Genomic DNA, 16,768 nt, shown 5'->3' with positions numbered 1-16,768 from the left:
CTAGCCAATAAAATGCTAAAATAGCCGCTAGTATATTTATTGGCGGCTTTATGAATACAACTCTTATTACACCGGTAATTTTAGCCGGTGGCATTGGTACACGGTTATGGCCGCTTTCTCGCCAAGCTATGCCTAAGCAATTTTTACCCTTGCTTGATAACAAACACTCACTATTACAAAACACTTTAGCGCGTATATCAGGTGTTCAATTTGCGAAGCCAATACTTGTTTGCAACGAACAACACCGTTTTATTGCCGCCGAACAAAGCATAACGGCTAACCCGCAAGCGCTTTTACTAGAGCCACAGGGTAAAAATACGGCGCCTGCCATTGCGTTAGCTGCGCATTATGCACTACAGCAAGGTATTGAAGGGCCAATGTTAGTGATGCCAGCTGATCATCATATTGAAAACTTTACTGAGCTCACACTTAAATTAAATGATGCGGTTAAGTTAGCTGAGCAAGGTATGCTAGTTACATTTTCAATTACACCAATACAGCCCCACACTGGGTTTGGTTATATAAAGCAAGGCAGTAAAATCTCAGGTTCAGACTGTTTTGAAGTCGCTGAATTTAAAGAAAAACCAAACCTAGTTACGGCACAAAAATACCTAGCTGAAGGCGGTTATAGTTGGAATAGCGGCATGTTTTTATTTACGCCACGTGTTTACTTAAATGAGCTTGAACGTTTTGCGCCAAAAATAGCGCACAGTGTAAAAGCGGCATCTCAGTTTTCACACGACTTAGGCTTTACAAGGCCAAACATTGAGCCACTTAAAAGCTGCCCAAGCGACTCTATTGATTACGCTATTTTAGAGCGCAGCAATAATGTAGCAGTGCTGCCTGTTGCGCTTAATTGGAGTGATGTAGGCAGCTTTAGTGCTTTGGCAAGCCTTATTAAAAAAGATACGCACGGTAATAACGAAAACCAAAGCCATATCGCGCAAAATAGCTCTAATAATTTTGTTATAAGCGAAGACGATCACAGCGTTGCTACCATTGGGGTCAGCGACTTAGCTATTATTCACACCCACGACGCTACCCTTGTAGCCAATAAAAACAAGCTCGACGGTTTACCTTTTTTACTTAAACAATTAGCACAGAGTCAAAGCGATAAACTCAATCACCACCAGGTTGTGTATCGTCCATGGGGTAACTACCGCACTTTAGTAACAGGGGCAGGGTTTAAAGTTAAAAAAATAACTGTAAACAGCGGGGCTAAACTTTCGACGCAGCGCCATCAGCATCGTGCAGAGCATTGGGTGGTGGTATCGGGGATTGCCGATGTACGTATTGATAAGCAAGCATTAACACTTAGCCACGACCAATCTTGCTACATTGCAGCAAAACAAATACACAGCTTAGCGAACAATCAAAAAGAGCCGTTAATTGTCATTGAAGTGCAAACCGGTACTGTACTTGATGAAAGCGATATAGAGCGATTTGATGATAAATATGGAAGAGGGAAGTAGTCTTAAATTACCAATTAAAACTAAGTGATTTTTCTCTAATGGCATTGGTTATGCCCGATATTTCTATGTTTAAAAAACGGAGAGTAATAAAAATGCTATATGAAAAAAAGTATAAGAAGAAAATATCTTACTTTTTACAGGCTGTTATAGTTTTATGCATAGTGCTGTTATCACTTACCTATACAACTTGTGGATTATTAGCAATTCAAAGTTTAACAGTCGAAAAAATTAAAATAACTGATGTGTTTAATACAATAGCTCAAATTGCGACTGCTTTTGCATTCTTCTTTGCTGTTTATCAATATCGAAAAAATGGTGAAAAGGAGAGGCAAATCATTATTGCTAATGAGGCAAAACTACTGATAGATAGAATGTCTCATGAGTCGGATAAGTTGGCTTCAAATGCAAAATTTACCGATCGAGAGGTGAATGAATTTATAAGTATAATGTCCAACTTCGGTTGTGACTTCAAAACATTATATGATGAACTAACCGATGATTTACATAAGGCAATGGTACGGATGCGTTGGCAGGATATGCATTATAATCATTTATCAAGAGCACTTAGTAGTCTTACTATAGACCTACTTTTCGATAACTTAAACTTAGATAAAAAGCATGATAGCTATTCATTCTTTGATGCTCGTTTTGATGATTCAACAAAGTCACAGCCTAAAGTATTAAGAGAGTATATGTATACAAAAAATATATTTAATAATATGAGCGCGGCTGAGGAGTTAATAAATAGCTTTACGAACTTATATTTATTCGAGCAATATTATTTCGATCATGAAGGAACGAATGATTTGATGTATGGCTTGCTTTCAAGGCTAGATTTCCGCGTATCAGCCCCGTTACTCTCAGTAATCAAAGAAAAACAAAGGTAGTAGCTGGTTTTTTTTTGACTAGAGTTCACTCTAACTGCTCACGCACAAACTTTAAGTATTGCTCTAAGCTACGTTGCCAAAGCTCTAACGCCTCATCTAGCAGGTTGTTGTGGGGTTTGTTATCAAGTAGGCGGCGCTCTATTTTTTTAAGCTCAATACCGTAACGGTTAAAGCCTAATTGCAGTGCGGTGCTTGCTTGGCGATGCAATAATTTGATGCACTGCTCTGGTTGTTGATCAATAAGTTCTTGGCAGCGGGTTAGCTTTGTACGTGCCGAGAGTACAAATTCATTGTAAATCGACGACACTTCATCCTCACTAAATGAGCTAGTTAGCGTTTCTGCTGCGGTTTCGTCGTATAAGGTGTCTATTAACTCTACAGCTATATTTGCAGTTTGATTGGATTGTGAATCACTTAGTGCTTGGCGAAGCTTTTGCTGCTTAATTGGTTTGCCGACTATGTCTTTTATTCCTAGAGCTAAGTATTCTTTGACTTCATCAGGACTTAGGCTTGCTGTAAAGGCGAGTACGGGCGTGCGCTGATTTTTATGATCCAGCCGCTGCAAACGTTTTAATACCTCTTGGCCGGTAAAGTCTGGTAGGTTCATATCGAGTAAAATAACGTCAAAGTGATGCGCTTGCATCAGTTCGATAGCGCTTTTACCATCTTTGGCGAGCTTTATTTTATGCTCATCTTCGGCCATAAACTCAATAGCAATTTTTTGATTTAAATCTAAATCTTCAACTAGCAGCACTTCTAGGCCGGTTAAGTAGTCTTTATTTTGATGACGCTGCTCAACTAGGCTAAGCTCCCCTAAAGTAAAGGTGGTGGTAAAGCTAAATACGCTACCAGTGCCTAATTGACTGGTTATTTCTAATCGGCTGCCTAGCTTTTCTAATAAGCGGCTGGTTATTGCAAGTCCAAGACCGGTGCCGCCTTTTTCTTTACCGGCGCTACTTTGTACATAAGGCTCGGTTAGGTAGGCAATTTCGTCTTTTTCTATACCAGGACCTGAGTCTTTAACGCTAATTTTTATGGTGTGTTCAAGGTGTTTGTCGCTTATCAAATCAACCTGAATTTTTACTATACCGTGGTCGGTAAATTTAATGGCGTTACCAACAAGGTTAATAATAATTTGCCTTAATTTTTGTTGATCGCAGTAGTAACAGGCTTGTTCAGGGATATTGCATACCAATTCAAACTTAAGTTGTTTTTGCTCCGCTAATGGGCTGAGTAATAAACACAGATTGTTTAACCAAGTTTTAAATTCAATATCTTCTTCGTAAAGCGCTTCATCACTTTGATCGAGACTTGCGTAGTCGAGCACTTTATCAACCAGTAAATTTAATGACTCGGCCGAATTAATAATGGCTTCACAATAGGCTTTATTGCGGGTGTCGGTGCTTTGGTTCATAACCAATTGGGCGCTGCCTAATATGCCATTAAGGGGCGTGCGTATTTCATGGCTAATAGTTGATAAAAATAGGCCTCTAATTTCTAAATCTTTTTGGGCTTTGTCGGCCAGCTTGTTAAGGTTTTTTTCTCTGCGTTCATTACACATTAGCGCCATACCTGCGGCATAGAACATAGGGGCAATCACGCCATTTAAAAATAGTAAGCTGCTAAACCATGGGCTTTGCAATAGTAGGGGCTGTTCAATATTAACCATAAATAGTGAGCGGCTAATAAAGCTCAGGGCAACTAAAGTTAATATTAAAATATAAACAATGGTGCCATTTGGGTAAGGCTTTCGGGCATATTTAATAAATAAAAACAGCAAGAACGCGGCTTCAGCAATGTGCTGTGCATCCGAGACGTAAATTCGCTCCCGTAAAGAAGGGTCAAAAAACGAATAATACCCAAGCATTACGGCGCTAAACGCGGTAAAGGAGCACAGTAGCTTAAACCCAATACCCCGATAATCTAAAAATTGGCATATGGCTAAGCTGTGCACAATTGATGCGCCAAACATCATACTGCTGGCAACACTAATCACAATAAGGTTGTGCGTTTTGCCAATCAGCGTAAAGCCAATGACTGCGCCTAGTAATAAAACTGGGTAAAAAATATAAAGCAGAGTACCTGGGGTGTTTTTGTTGGTACGCCAAGTTAAAAAGTTAAGAAGGGTCATTACTATAATAACGGCAATGCTGGCAAAAAAAAGGGTAAAAGAGTCGAGCATAGGGGTTCCAGCAATGGGTACTTTAAATAGAGTAATAAAAAGCGATTAATTTAACAAGCATGCGGCATAAACAAAAACAGGCACCATAAGTGCCTGTTTTTAAATTACGAAATTGATTAACGAATTTCGTCTGGAATGTTTTGTTGAGCCCAAGATAGTAGTTCAATACGGTTACGACATTTAGTTTTTCTAAATGCGCTGTATAAATGCGTTTTAACTGTATGCGGGCTAATGCTTAAATCTTCAGCAATTTCTTTGTTTTTAGAGCCCTTACTCATTAACGAGATTATTGCTTTTTCTCGTTTAGTAAGTTTAATTGGCTCTATGTCGCCTTCGGTCAGCTTGTGGAGTGCGTCTTTATTAAACTGCAGCATACGATTTAGCGCATTACACATAATGTCACGTCTGTACCAAAGCTGATCTTCTAAAAGTAAGCGAATACCTTTCATTAATACATCAGCGTTATCTGTCGTATAAAACACACCACGAATACCGCTCAAAAGCGCGCGGTTAGCAAGCTCGGGGTTTTCGTCTAGGTTAAATAATACGATATCGCACTTGGTGCGCAGGTTAACTAGCTGCTCTTTTAGTTTACCCCATGCATCGTTACTTGATGTTTCAATAAACAGTAATCGAGTCCCTTCTGGTACATCTAAAATATTTGTACCCGTGGTTACGTCAAGGCCTTGCGTTTTTAACAAAGGTTCTAAAACGTTAATGCCAATGGTGTTAATTGGCTCTTGATCTAATAACAAAAAGGCTGAACTGCTCATGTTTTTATACTCTTTTTATAAAGCTGACTAGTTAAGTTTATCACGACTTCCACACCTTTTGTATTAGAAAGTCGGGTTTCGCCTTGTGAACAAGTACGATTTTACGATTATTTAAACATAAAATGTTGCAAATAAGTAATTATTTTTACTTTATATACATGATAAACCATAACATTTGTAACTAGCGAAATACCAATATTTCCAGTGAATTTTTATTATTAAATTTTTATTTTTTTAGCATCTTGATACGGAGGCCAGCCCATTTCTTTACCTGCAAGCATATGTAAATGTATGTGATACACGGTTTGCCCGCCATGTTTATTGCAGTTCATTACTACTCTGTAGCCATCGTCACTAAAGTTAAATTGCTTGGCTAATTTAGCTGCAACCTCGTATAACTTTCCAACTAAATATGAGTTTTCACTGTTAATATCATTGATAGTAGCAATTGCTTTTTTTGGAATAATTAACACATGAAAAGGGGCTTGCGGGTTTATATCTTTAAATGCAAGGGTAGTATCGTCTTCGTAAATAATGTCGGCGGGAATTTCGCGGTTAATAATTTTTGTAAATAATGTATCTGTGCTCATAATCGTTTCAATGTAAGGGTTGAATTTAAAGTCACTAATGACAAATTTTGTTTGCAGTGTCAAACTCAAAACAAATAAAGGAGTTTTTATGCGTAAATCAATGTTAATTACCGCGGCTGCTACATTATTAATGAGTATGTCGGTAAGTGCCGGAAATATTCACTTTCCTGAAGAGTTAGTGCCCTTACAAGTTGGCGAGAGAGTGATAGAAAGCTCTCTATTTAGCCGTGTTGACGATATTGAACTAGCCTCAGGGTCTTATCGATTAAAATTAAAATACACCGATTTATACGAGTTGGGCTTTGACGATCATGAGGTAATAGAGTCTGAACCATTTTGGGTAGATATTACTATTGATGATAAAAAAGATTACGACATGGTGTTTAACCGTGCCGATAACGCGGTATCAGCGAAAATATTTGCTGAGGCACCGCAGGTAAGTTTAAAAGCAAAGGGCGCCGCTGTTGCGCAGCCGCTTAGTATTATTTCTAATACTCAGTTGGCAAGTCAAAAGCCTGCTTTACAAAATACGGTGCCAGCGGGCCCAACGCGCCCAAGCCAACCTATTAAGCCTATTGCGCCTATTAATGGCAAGGGCATGCCAAGTGCCCCGCAAATGCTAGAATTTTGGTGGCAGCAAGCAACACCCGCTGAACGAAAAGCCTTTTTAGAAAAGGTAACGAACCAAGGCGCTGAATAATAAACTTATCTCAGCTACTAATTTTAAGCACTAACTGCGCTGAGCTTAGTTACAGTATTAAAAAAGGCCGATAAATCGGCCTTTTTTATTGGTTTTACTGTTTTACCCTAAAGGTGTGAACACCTTTAGGGTTGGCACAGGTTGCTTATTTATCAAATAAAGCGTCAATGGTGCCTTGTGCAAGTGGGTGGTAACCTGGGCGTGCTTTTAGGTAAACGCTTTGTGCCCAGTCTTTTTTACCGTTAGTAATAAGTGCCTTATAAAGTGGCACAATTAATTTGCGGCGACCAATACCCGATAAGTGCTTATCAAGCGCTGGGTAAATAGGTTGATAACCATTACCTACCGCTAACATGAACCATGCAAACGCGCGCTCTGCATTGGTTGATTGCGTTAAGTTAAATTGCTTATCAAGCTCTGCCATTTTATCTAAGCTTAAATCACGTGGTAGGTTATTTAAAAAGTGTAACCATTCGTGCACTGTCCACTTTGCCGTAGGTAATTGTGCTGCGCTTGCTTCACCTTTTAACCATGCTGCACTTGCGGTATCTACTTTATCAAACGCATCAGATGTTGGGTTGGGCGCATCGCTTGGTAAACCTGGCTCAAAAATCCACTCATTCACTTTATCCATGCTTACAACGCCAGGGTATTTTTCAATTAAGTTAGCTTTTAAGTAAGTAACAAATTGCGCGGTAGTCAGTGATTTAAATGCAAACTCGTTAAAGTAAGTTTTTACAAACGGGTCAAACTTATCACGGCCGTATTTTTCCTCTAAGTAGATTAAAAATAACTGACCTTTAGTGTATGGCACTGAGCTAAACGCATCATCTGGGTCACGGCCATTAAGTTTTAAGTTTAGGCGGGTATCAGGTGCGTCAATCGTTTTAAGCTGGGCACGTAAACCTGCTGCATCTAAAGCTTGCTCCATTACGGCGCGGTCGCGGCCAAACACTTCTTCCATAATGCGGTTTTCAACGTAAGAGGTAAACCCTTCGTTTAACCATAAATCTTCCCATGTTGCATTGGTAACTAAGTTACCAGACCAAGAGTGTGCAAGCTCATGCGCAATAAGGTTTACTAAGCTTTTATCGCCTGCCACTACGGTAGGGGTAATAAACGAAAGGCGCGGGTTCTCCATGCCACCAAACGGAAAGCTAGGCGGTAGCATTAATAAATCGTAACGGCCCCAAGCATATTCACCATACATTTCGTTGGTTTTGTCGATCATGGCTTGGGTGTCGTTAAACTCTGCAACCGACGCGTCTAAAATTTCAGGCTCGGCAAATATACCGGTTTGTTTTGACATGGCTTTGAATTCTAAATTACCTGCACCAATCGCAATTAAGTATGGCGAAATAGCTTGAGGCATATCAAAGTGGTAGTCGCCATCTTTGTATAGTGCGTCTTTGTTATCGGCGCTCATTACTGCACGTATATCTTTTGGAGTGTGAATACGGGCAGTATATGTAACTCGCATAGCAGGGGTATCTTGTACTGGTAACCAACTACGAGCGTGGATAGCTTGCGATTGACTGTACATAAACGGATGCGTTTTACTGGCTGTTTGCTCTGGTGTTAACCATTGTAGGCCAGATGCTTCTGGGCGGCTGTTGTAGTAAATACGTACTTTTGGTGCTTGGCTTTTTAGCGTAATTGTTAGTTTTGAGCCCTTAACGTCATCGCGCTCGGCAAGTGTAAATTTAGCTTTGTGCCAATCACCATTTGCTGTTTGGTACATGACTTTATCAATGTCTAAGTCGCGGGTATCTAGTACCAGCTTTTTACTCGTATCATTGTTCCACTTTAGTGTGTGCTCAACAAAACCTTCTAACTGCTTGTCGGCAAAATCGACATCTAAATCAAGGTTTAAGTGTGTTGTTACCACATCATCTAGGTTGGCGTATGAGTTTTGATCAATCGCGTTTGCCATTGCTTGCGAGCACATACCGGCCACAGCGAGGCTTAAAAAAAGAGGTTTAATTTTCATAAAATACCCTGAACACTAATAAATAAGTGCAGGTTTTATATCATGATTGATACTGCGGGTTGAGTGATTTTTACATTCTTTGCGACAATAAGGTAAACTACTGCGATTAGTTACCAGTACACTCAGAGACCTTTGTGGCGCACTCATTAAAACCTTTACATACCTTTGCACTAAACAATCAATGCCAGCATTTTGTTGAAATAACCTCGGTTGAGCAACTTAAAGCACACCGTTTTAGTGCTCCGTTTTGTTTATTAGGGGAAGGTAGCAACACAATATTTTTAGAAAACTACGCAGGCACCGTAATTAAAATGGCCACAAAGGGCATTACTATTACCGAGCGTGAAAATGACGTACTAGTTAGTGCAGCAGCGGGCGAGAACTGGCATAACCTAGTGAGTTATTTACTTGATAAAAATATTGCAGGGCTTGAAAACCTAGCCCTTATTCCGGGCACTGTTGGGGCGTCGCCGGTACAAAACATTGGTGCTTATGGGGTTGAGCTTGCTCAATTTGTTGAGTCGGTAGAGTATATTGATATAGTCACTAAAACCAAGGTAACTTTAACTAACGCACAGTGTGAGTTTGCTTATCGTGACTCTATTTTTAAACATACTTTAAAAAACAAAGCGGTGATCACTCAAGTCAATTTAGCGCTCTCTAAAAAGTGGCAGCCAGTTTTAAGTTATGGCCCACTCAAAGTATTGCATAACCCCACCCCTAAAATGGTATTTGAACAGGTTATTGCAATTCGTAACGCCAAGCTGCCAAATCCATACACGTTAGCCAATGCGGGTAGTTTTTTTAAAAACCCAATTATTAGCAATGCGTGTTTAGAAGCGCTGCTTGTGCGATTTAATGATTTACCGCATTACCCTTATGGAGAAAGCCATCACAAAGTGGCGGCAGGTTGGCTAATTGACCAAGCAGGCTTAAAGGGCTACACGGTAGCAGGTATTGAGGTGCATAAGCAGCAAGCGCTGGTGTTAGTTAACCATGGTGATAGTAAAGGAACCGATTTAATCACTATGGTAACGCATATACAAAACACGGTGTTTACACGTTACGGCATAATGCTAGAGCACGAAGTAAGGCTTATGAACACAAATAGTGAATGCCATATTATTACGGAGCACGCGTAATGAAAGCCCCCGATGGGAATAAACTCGCTATATTAAATGCACTTAACCAAGGTGGCTTTGTATCGGGCCAAGCCCTTGGCGAAAAGCTAGGGATAAGCCGCGCTGCTGTGAGTAAGCATATTCAAACATTGCAAGACATGGGGCTCGATATATTTAAAGTGACGGGCAAAGGTTATAGTTTAAACAATACGGTGGGTTTGCTAAACCAAGCCGATATAACCAAACATTACCACGCTCTAGGTGCAAATATAGCCCAAATAGAAGTACACCCTATTATTGATTCAACCAACAGCGAGCTAATGCGCCGTATTCAAAATAAAGTCGCGCTTGAGTCTGGCACCGTTGTGGTTGCCGAAATGCAGCAAGCCGGGCGCGGAAGGCGAGGGCGGGTATGGCAATCGCCGTTTGGAGCTAATTTATATTACAGTTATTTTTGGCGCTTAGACGATGGCCTGCAAGCTGCTATGGGCGTATCAATTGCAGTAGGGCTTGCGGTATACGATGCTATAAAAGCACTTTACGATATAGACATTGAGCTCAAATGGCCAAACGACATATATATAAATAAGCAAAAACTAGCGGGAGTATTAGTAGAGCTAGATGGACAACCACAAGGTCCTTGTCAGCTAGTCATTGGTATTGGCATTAATTTACAAATGCCGCAAAACACTAGCCAACAAATTGACCAAGCATGGACCGATTTAAGCCAACACACCACCGGGCTTGATAAAAACCTGTTAGTGGCTTCTCTTACCTACTACTTAGAGCAGCGCCTGACGCAGTACCAGCAAGATGGTTTGCAAACCATGTATGCACAATGGAACGCGCTAAATGCCTTTGCGGGTGAGTGCGTAGAGCTAAATACAGGGCACAGAAGTTGGCGAGGCATGTGTGAGGGCATTGATCAGCATGGTGGTATTCGCATTCGCCAAGACGGCGAAGTAAAAAGCTATTATGGCGGCGAAATCTCGTTAAGAAAGGCTAAATTATGAAGCTGCTGATAGATATAGGCAATACGTCGTTAAAAGCGGTCTTATGGCGCGAGCAACAAGCAACGCCCGTTTCTATGAGCGACGTGCCGTGGCAAGCAATAACTGAGGTTGTGTATGCTTGTGTAGGCAAAAGTGAACTATTGAATGAGGCGCTCACATTAGCCGCTAATAAAAATATCCCCTGTTTTGAGGCGCATGTTAGCAAAAACCTCAGTGGCTTAAACTGCGCATATGAACAGGTTAGCAATTTAGGTATTGATCGTTGGCTTGCGTTGGTGGCGGGTTTTACCCTTTACCCTAACACACCATGCATTATTGTTGATGCTGGCACTGCAACTACAATTGATGTATTGAGCGGTGAAGGTGAACACTTAGGAGGCTGGATATTGCCCGGCCTTGATTTAATGACTCGCTCATTAACACAAAATACTCAACGCGTGTTTGATGATGCTAATACCCCCTTTTTAAATGAGTTAGGGAAAAACACACCCAATGGATTAAAAAATGGCGCACTGGTGGCAACATTAGGTGCTATTGAGCAGGCCAAATACCAACTGCAACACTTAGCAGGCGAGCAAAAACCACAAATTTTGTGCGCCGGTGGTTACGGTTTGCTGTTACAGCAACAAATAAGTGGCAGTATTTTTGATTCTTTACTCGTTATGAAAGGATTAAATTACTGGCATGAGCTAAGTAAAAACGACGAAAAACAGTAAAATTAAGCACTTTTGCATGAAATGTGAGCGTTTAAGCTAAAAAATTACATTTTTTTTAATTTTATAGTTGCATCATAATAAACCTTACTCTAATATCTCGCCCCGTACTAAAGCAGTGCCGACTTAGCTCAGCTGGTAGAGCAACTGACTTGTAATCAGTAGGTCAACCGTTCGACTCGGTTAGTCGGCACCACTTTCCTTTTACCGAAAGTGAATTAGTAAAGAATTATCGTGGAGGGGTTCCCGAGCGGCCAAAGGGATCAGACTGTAAATCTGACGGCTCAGCCTTCGCTGGTTCGAATCCAGCTCCCTCCACCACTTTATTCTTGACGGTTAGAGGTAGTTTAAGAACAGGTTCCTAAAGCGGGCATCGTATAATGGCTATTACCTCAGCCTTCCAAGCTGATGATGCGGGTTCGATTCCCGCTGCCCGCTCCAATTATGGTGTTGCTGATATAGCTCAGTTGGTAGAGCGCACCCTTGGTAAGGGTGAGGTCGGCAGTTCAAATCTGCCTATCAGCACCAGTCATAAGAATCTCCTTGAATACTTCCTTTATCTGTCAGAAAAAACTATTTGAAATTTGAAAAAATTAAATTAATCTACCTCTGGTGGATTATTTTCATATGTAATCTAGATACACAAAACTGATAGGTTCCGTCATGGCAAAAGAAAAGTTTGAACGCGTAAAACCGCACGTAAACGTTGGTACAATCGGCCACGTTGACCACGGTAAAACTACACTAACTGCAGCAATCACTAACGTACTTGCAAAAGTATACGGCGGTGTTGCTAAAGATTTCGCATCAATCGATAACGCTCCAGAAGAGCGCGAGCGTGGTATCACAATCTCAACTTCTCACGTTGAGTACGATACACCAACTCGTCACTACGCACACGTAGATTGTCCTGGACACGCCGATTATGTTAAAAACATGATCACTGGTGCTGCTCAAATGGACGGCGCTATCTTAGTAGTAGCTGCGACTGACGGCCCTATGCCACAAACACGTGAGCACATCCTACTTTCTCGTCAGGTTGGCGTACCTTACATCGTTGTATTCATGAACAAATGTGACATGGTTGACGACGAAGAGCTACTTGAGCTAGTAGAAATGGAAGTTCGTGAACTTCTTTCTGAGTACGACTTCCCAGGTGATGACTTACCACTAATTCAAGGTTCTGCTCTTAAAGCACTTGAAGGCGAAAAGCAGTGGGAAGACAAGATCGTTGAGCTTGCAGAAGCACTAGATTCTTACATTCCAGAGCCAGAGCGTGACATCGATAAGCCATTCATCATGCCTATCGAAGACGTTTTCTCAATCCAAGGTCGTGGTACTGTTGTAACTGGCCGTGTTGAAGCTGGTATCATCAACGTGAACGACGAAGTTGAAATCGTTGGTATCAAAGAGACTACTAAGTCTACTTGTACTGGTGTTGAAATGTTCCGTAAGCTTCTTGACGAAGGTCGTGCTGGTGAGAACATTGGTGCACTATTACGTGGTACTAAGCGTGAAGACGTTGAACGTGGTCAAGTACTAGCTAAGCCTGGTTCAATCAAGCCACACACTACATTCACTTCAGAAGTATACGTACTTTCTAAAGATGAAGGTGGTCGTCATACTCCATTCTTCAAAGGTTACCGTCCACAGTTCTACTTCCGTACAACTGACGTAACTGGTGACGTACAGTTACCAGAAGGCGTAGAAATGGTAATGCCTGGTGATAACGTTAAGATGACAGTAACTCTAATCGCGCCAATCGCGATGGATGAAGGTCTTCGTTTCGCTATCCGTGAAGGTGGCCGTACTGTAGGTGCTGGTGTTGTAGCAACTATCGTAGAGTAATAATTAGCCTAGCTAATTAATACTAAAAAGAGGTCACTTCGGTGGCCTTTTTTAATGCCTGGAATTTACGTCATGTGAAGGTGGCGCTCTTACCTTAGGCGTAGGTGCTTTGTAGCAACTATCGTAGAGTAATAATTAACTTTTAAGTTAATTAATACTAAAAAGAGGTCACTTCGGTGGCCTTTTTTAATGCCTGGAATTTACGTCATGTGAAGGTGGCGCTCTTACCTTAGGCGTAGGTGCTTTGTAGCAACTATCGTAGAGTAATAATTAGCCTAGCTAATTAATACTAAAAAGAGGTCACTTCGGTGGCCTTTTTTAATACCTGGAATTTACGTCATGTGAAGGTGGCGCTCTTACCTTAGGCGTAGGTGCTTTGTGGTAACTATCGTAGAGTAATAATTAACTTTTAAGTTAATTAATACTAAAAAGAGGTCACTTCGGTGGCCTTTTTTAATGCCTGAAGAAAAGTGTTTAGTTTTCAGCTATCAGCTATCAGTAGCTTGGTGTTAAATTATACTTAACACATAAAAAAGCACGACTTTAAGCCGTGCTATTAATTAAATTTTTTGACAACTGACAACTGACAACTGACAACTGACAACTGACAACTGACAACTGACAACTGACAACTGACAACTGACAGCTGACAGCTTACACGCTAGTGCTTTTTCGCATACGCTTCAGCTTGCTTCCACACTCTTAGCGTATTTTCGCTTAAAATCTTTTTAATGTCGGCATCGCTATAGCCTCTGTCCATTAACCCTTGCACTAGGTTAGGGTAGCTCGCTACATCTTTTAGGCCTATCGGTAATGAATCCCCTACACCGTCGTAGTCAGACCCAATACCTACGTAATCAATACCAATTAATTCAACTACATGGTCAATGTGATCAAGGACTTGCTCAAGGCTTGCGAACGGGAATGGGTTTTTAGCACGGTACGCTGCGTCAAAGTCTTTACTTGGCTTAGTGCCTTCTTTTTTAACGGCCTCTTTAGTACTTTTGAGATCTTTGTACCATGTACCTGCTTGAGAGGTTACAAAGCTTGAGCCAAAGTTAATTTGAATAACCCCGCCATTCTTTTTAAGCGCTAGTAACATGTCATCATTCATATTACGCTCAAAGCCCGGCGTGTATTTGCGCAATGAAGAGTGTGAGGCAATAACCGGTGTTTTAGATAGCTCCATTACCTGATAAAACGCATCATCTGATATATGCGATACGTCAATGAGCATACCGACGTTGTTCATTTCAGTTATCAGCTTTTTACCAAATGGGCTTAAGCCTTTCCATTTACGGCGAATATCGTATGACGAGTCAGAAATATGGTTACTTTGTGAGTGCGCAAGCGTGATATAGCGTACACCGCGGTCAAAAAAGTGCTGTAGGTTTTCCATTTTTCCTTCAATTGGCGAGCCATTTTCCATACCCATCGCAATTGACAGTTTACCTTGCTCAAACTGCGCTTCTATATCTGCAGTTGAGCTGGCAATGGCAAATTTTTCTGGGGCGCGCTGTGCAATGGCTTCCATGCTATCAATCATTTGATTGGCTAGCTGATAACTTTTACCTTTGCCTTCAAATTCTAAGTGAGCAGGAATATAAATAGACATAAATGGCGCGTTTAAACCGCCCTTTACTGCGCGAGGGTAGTCAAAGTCGCCGCCATCGGTAGCTTTAGTTACATCAACCCATTTTTCGTGGATACGATAAGGTACATCAATATGGGTGTCGATTAAAATAGTGTCTTTTGCTAGTTTTACTGCTTTGTCTGACGGGCTTTTTACTTGCTCTGCAAAGGCTTGTGGTGTTAAAGCTAGTGATATGGCTACCACTAGAGTGCTGAGTTTTATCATGTTTTGGCTCTTTGGGTAAAAAGCCATTGTGTACGTTCAGCTCAAAAGTTACAAGTGTTAGGCGCTAATCAAACGACTGTGCTTCGTGCTCCTCGCTTTGTAGAGCTTTAAATTCATTTTTTGAAATAATAGTGACTGATTCATGTAGCTCAGAAAAAAACACCATGGCTTCACCGTTTTTAAGCTGCTGATTAACCTGCGCTACTTTACTTTGAATACTCACTTCTTGTTCACCGTAATCGGTGCCTTCACGAAGCACGTAACTTTCAATTAGGTTATAGAGGGTGTCTTTATCAAGTTGTTCAAAAGGGATAATCATAACTGCTTACTGCTCGCTTTAGTGGGGACGTGCTGGCCAAAATAATGAGGAACGGCTTGTTCAAGCCAAAATACTGGCCTAAACGGATTATTACCGCTAATAAACCCTACGTGGCCGCCTTTTTCAGAGACGCTCAGGGTAACATGCTCACTCACATCTTGCCTACTTGGCACAGCTTTAATCGACAACATTGGGTCATCTTTGGCATGAATGATTAACGTAGGAATTGCAATATGCTTTAAGTAAGGCATTGCGCTGGCTTTGCGATAGTAATCGTATGCGTTTTCAAAGCCATGCAGTGGTGCGGTTAGTTGATTATCAAACTCTAGCAAATCGTCAATTTTCATTAACTGCTCAGAGGTAATAGGTATTTGTTGCTTAATTTGTGGCAATTTACGCTGCATTGACTTTTTCATTCTATCGAGCAAATACTTTTGGTAAATTTTGCCTAAGCTTTTGCGAATAACATCGCTTGATGATGATAAGTCATAAGGTGCCGAGACCACAGCGGCGGCACTTAACGGGCAATTTTCGCGCTCTTCGCCAAGGTATTTAGCCAGTACATTACCCCCTAATGAAAAACCAACAGCCATAATAGGGCGGCTTGGAAATAGCTCCCTTAAGTGATTTATAAAAAAAGCTAAGTCGGCGGTATCGCCACTATGATAAGCACGCGGTAAGCGGTTAACTTCACTTGAGCAATTTCTAAAGTGCATAAGTACTACGGCATAACCTTGCTTTTTTAAGGCTTTCATCATGCCTTTGGCATAAAAGCTATTTATGTTGCCTTCAAGGCCATGTAAAACCACAGCAAGAGGGGCGTTTTCGTTATGAGGCAGCGACCATGCAAGTTCAATAAAATCGCCGTCGGGTGTATCAAGTTGCTCAAGTTCGTAGGACGTATTGTGAAATGGACGGAAAAAACGCGGCATAATGGTTTGAACGTGACGATTGGTCATCCACCATGCTGGTTTAAACTTATTGCTCATGTTTGTACTACGCACTATGAAAAAAACGAAACGTTAGTGTACCAAATTTTTCGCTTTATAAAATAAAAAGCACCTAATCAGTAACCTGAGTAGGCGCTTTGTGCGTCGTGCTTAATGATGCTCGGGAACTTCAGCCTCGCTAATCTTTTTAATAAAGTAAAAAGCGTAAAATAGGCAAAGAGAAATCACGACGCCTAAAATCCCAAAAGACATAAATAAAACTGGGTCGCTAAAAAAGTCTCTAAAGAATACGTTCATGATCAATCTCCTCGTTCAGTTGATGGGTTAATCATAGAGCGAGTTTGCAAGGCGT

At 41.0% G+C, this 16,768-nt stretch carries 14 protein-coding genes and 4 tRNA genes; 11 read left to right on the top strand and 7 right to left on the bottom strand.

What is annotated here, in order from left to right; genetic code table 11:
• Positions 1-50: 50 nt before the first annotated feature.
• Positions 51-1,472: a mannose-1-phosphate guanylyltransferase/mannose-6-phosphate isomerase gene (locus tag QUE46_RS16025; RefSeq protein ID WP_286245584.1), complete on the top strand. Its 1,422-nt coding sequence runs from the start codon at positions 51-53 to the stop codon at positions 1,470-1,472.
• Between the two features lie 50 nt (positions 1,473-1,522).
• Positions 1,523-2,359 carry a hypothetical protein gene (locus tag QUE46_RS16020; RefSeq protein WP_286245583.1) on the top strand — a complete coding sequence of 279 codons (837 nt, stop codon included), beginning with the start codon at positions 1,523-1,525 and terminating at the stop codon, positions 2,357-2,359.
• Between the two features lie 25 nt (positions 2,360-2,384).
• Here QUE46_RS16020 and QUE46_RS16015 read toward each other — a convergent pair whose 3' ends face one another.
• From QUE46_RS16015 to QUE46_RS16005, 3 genes are all read right to left on the bottom strand, one after another.
• Positions 2,385-4,541: an ATP-binding protein gene (locus QUE46_RS16015; protein WP_286245582.1), complete on the bottom strand. Its 2,157-nt coding sequence runs from the start codon at positions 4,539-4,541 to the stop codon at positions 2,385-2,387.
• 116 nt (positions 4,542-4,657) lie between these two features.
• Positions 4,658-5,314, bottom strand: a complete 657-nt coding sequence (locus QUE46_RS16010) for a response regulator transcription factor (RefSeq protein WP_004587492.1) — start codon at positions 5,312-5,314, stop codon at positions 4,658-4,660.
• A gap of 218 nt (positions 5,315-5,532) precedes the next feature.
• A complete protein-coding gene (locus QUE46_RS16005) occupies positions 5,533-5,904 on the bottom strand; it encodes a histidine triad nucleotide-binding protein (protein WP_286245581.1) in 372 nt (123 codons plus the stop codon).
• Positions 5,905-5,992: 88 nt separating this feature from the next.
• Here QUE46_RS16005 and QUE46_RS16000 point away from each other — a divergent pair, with 88 nt between their 5' ends.
• Complete coding sequence (locus QUE46_RS16000) at positions 5,993-6,604, top strand: DUF2057 domain-containing protein (protein WP_286245580.1); 612 nt, start codon at positions 5,993-5,995, stop codon at positions 6,602-6,604.
• Between the two features lie 145 nt (positions 6,605-6,749).
• On the opposite strand, the gene QUE46_RS15995 is transcribed toward QUE46_RS16000, so the two are convergent.
• Positions 6,750-8,594 (bottom strand): M1 family metallopeptidase, encoded by a 1,845-nt coding sequence (locus tag QUE46_RS15995; RefSeq protein ID WP_286245579.1) that lies wholly within the window; start codon positions 8,592-8,594, stop codon positions 6,750-6,752.
• A gap of 134 nt (positions 8,595-8,728) precedes the next feature.
• On the opposite strand from QUE46_RS15995, the gene murB reads away from it, so the two are divergent.
• From murB to tuf, 8 genes are all read left to right on the top strand, one after another.
• Positions 8,729-9,736 (top strand): UDP-N-acetylmuramate dehydrogenase, encoded by a 1,008-nt coding sequence (gene murB / locus QUE46_RS15990; protein ID WP_286245578.1) that lies wholly within the window; start codon positions 8,729-8,731, stop codon positions 9,734-9,736.
• Positions 9,736-10,728 carry a bifunctional biotin--[acetyl-CoA-carboxylase] ligase/biotin operon repressor BirA gene (gene birA, locus QUE46_RS15985; RefSeq protein ID WP_286245577.1) on the top strand — a complete coding sequence of 331 codons (993 nt, stop codon included), beginning with the start codon at positions 9,736-9,738 and terminating at the stop codon, positions 10,726-10,728. The genes murB and birA overlap by 1 nt, the downstream gene beginning before the upstream one ends.
• Entirely contained in the window at positions 10,725-11,444 is a 720-nt protein-coding gene (locus QUE46_RS15980; protein WP_286245576.1) for a type III pantothenate kinase, read from the top strand. Before birA ends, QUE46_RS15980 begins: the two co-directional genes overlap by 4 nt.
• A gap of 117 nt (positions 11,445-11,561) precedes the next feature.
• Positions 11,562-11,637 (top strand) — tRNA-Thr (locus QUE46_RS15975).
• A gap of 40 nt (positions 11,638-11,677) precedes the next feature.
• Positions 11,678-11,762, top strand: a tRNA-Tyr gene (locus QUE46_RS15970).
• A 45-nt stretch (positions 11,763-11,807) separates the two neighbouring features.
• A tRNA-Gly gene (locus tag QUE46_RS15965) sits at positions 11,808-11,882 on the top strand.
• A gap of 11 nt (positions 11,883-11,893) precedes the next feature.
• A tRNA-Thr gene (locus QUE46_RS15960) sits at positions 11,894-11,969 on the top strand.
• Positions 11,970-12,104: 135 nt separating this feature from the next.
• The gene (gene tuf, locus QUE46_RS15955; RefSeq protein WP_029773026.1) at positions 12,105-13,289 is read left to right on the top strand and encodes an elongation factor Tu; all 1,185 of its coding nucleotides are present in this window, start codon (positions 12,105-12,107) and stop codon (positions 13,287-13,289) included.
• A gap of 661 nt (positions 13,290-13,950) precedes the next feature.
• Here the strand turns inward: tuf and QUE46_RS15950 are convergent.
• The 3 genes from QUE46_RS15950 to QUE46_RS15940 form a co-directional block, all read right to left on the bottom strand.
• Positions 13,951-15,147 (bottom strand): dipeptidase, encoded by a 1,197-nt coding sequence (locus QUE46_RS15950; RefSeq protein ID WP_286245575.1) that lies wholly within the window; start codon positions 15,145-15,147, stop codon positions 13,951-13,953.
• Positions 15,148-15,211: 64 nt separating this feature from the next.
• Entirely contained in the window at positions 15,212-15,466 is a 255-nt protein-coding gene (locus QUE46_RS15945) for a YheU family protein (protein WP_286245574.1), read from the bottom strand.
• Positions 15,463-16,455, bottom strand: coding sequence for a hydrolase (locus QUE46_RS15940; protein WP_286245573.1), 993 nt, complete (start codon positions 16,453-16,455; stop codon positions 15,463-15,465). Before QUE46_RS15940 ends, QUE46_RS15945 begins: the two co-directional genes overlap by 4 nt.
• Positions 16,456-16,768: the final 313 nt, after the last annotated feature.

This window comes from Pseudoalteromonas sp. MM1 (assembly GCF_030296835.1).
Taxonomy (GTDB): domain Bacteria; phylum Pseudomonadota; class Gammaproteobacteria; order Enterobacterales; family Alteromonadaceae; genus Pseudoalteromonas.
Note: the sequence above shows the minus strand (reverse complement) of the source record. Positions and strands in the feature narration are given on the sequence as shown.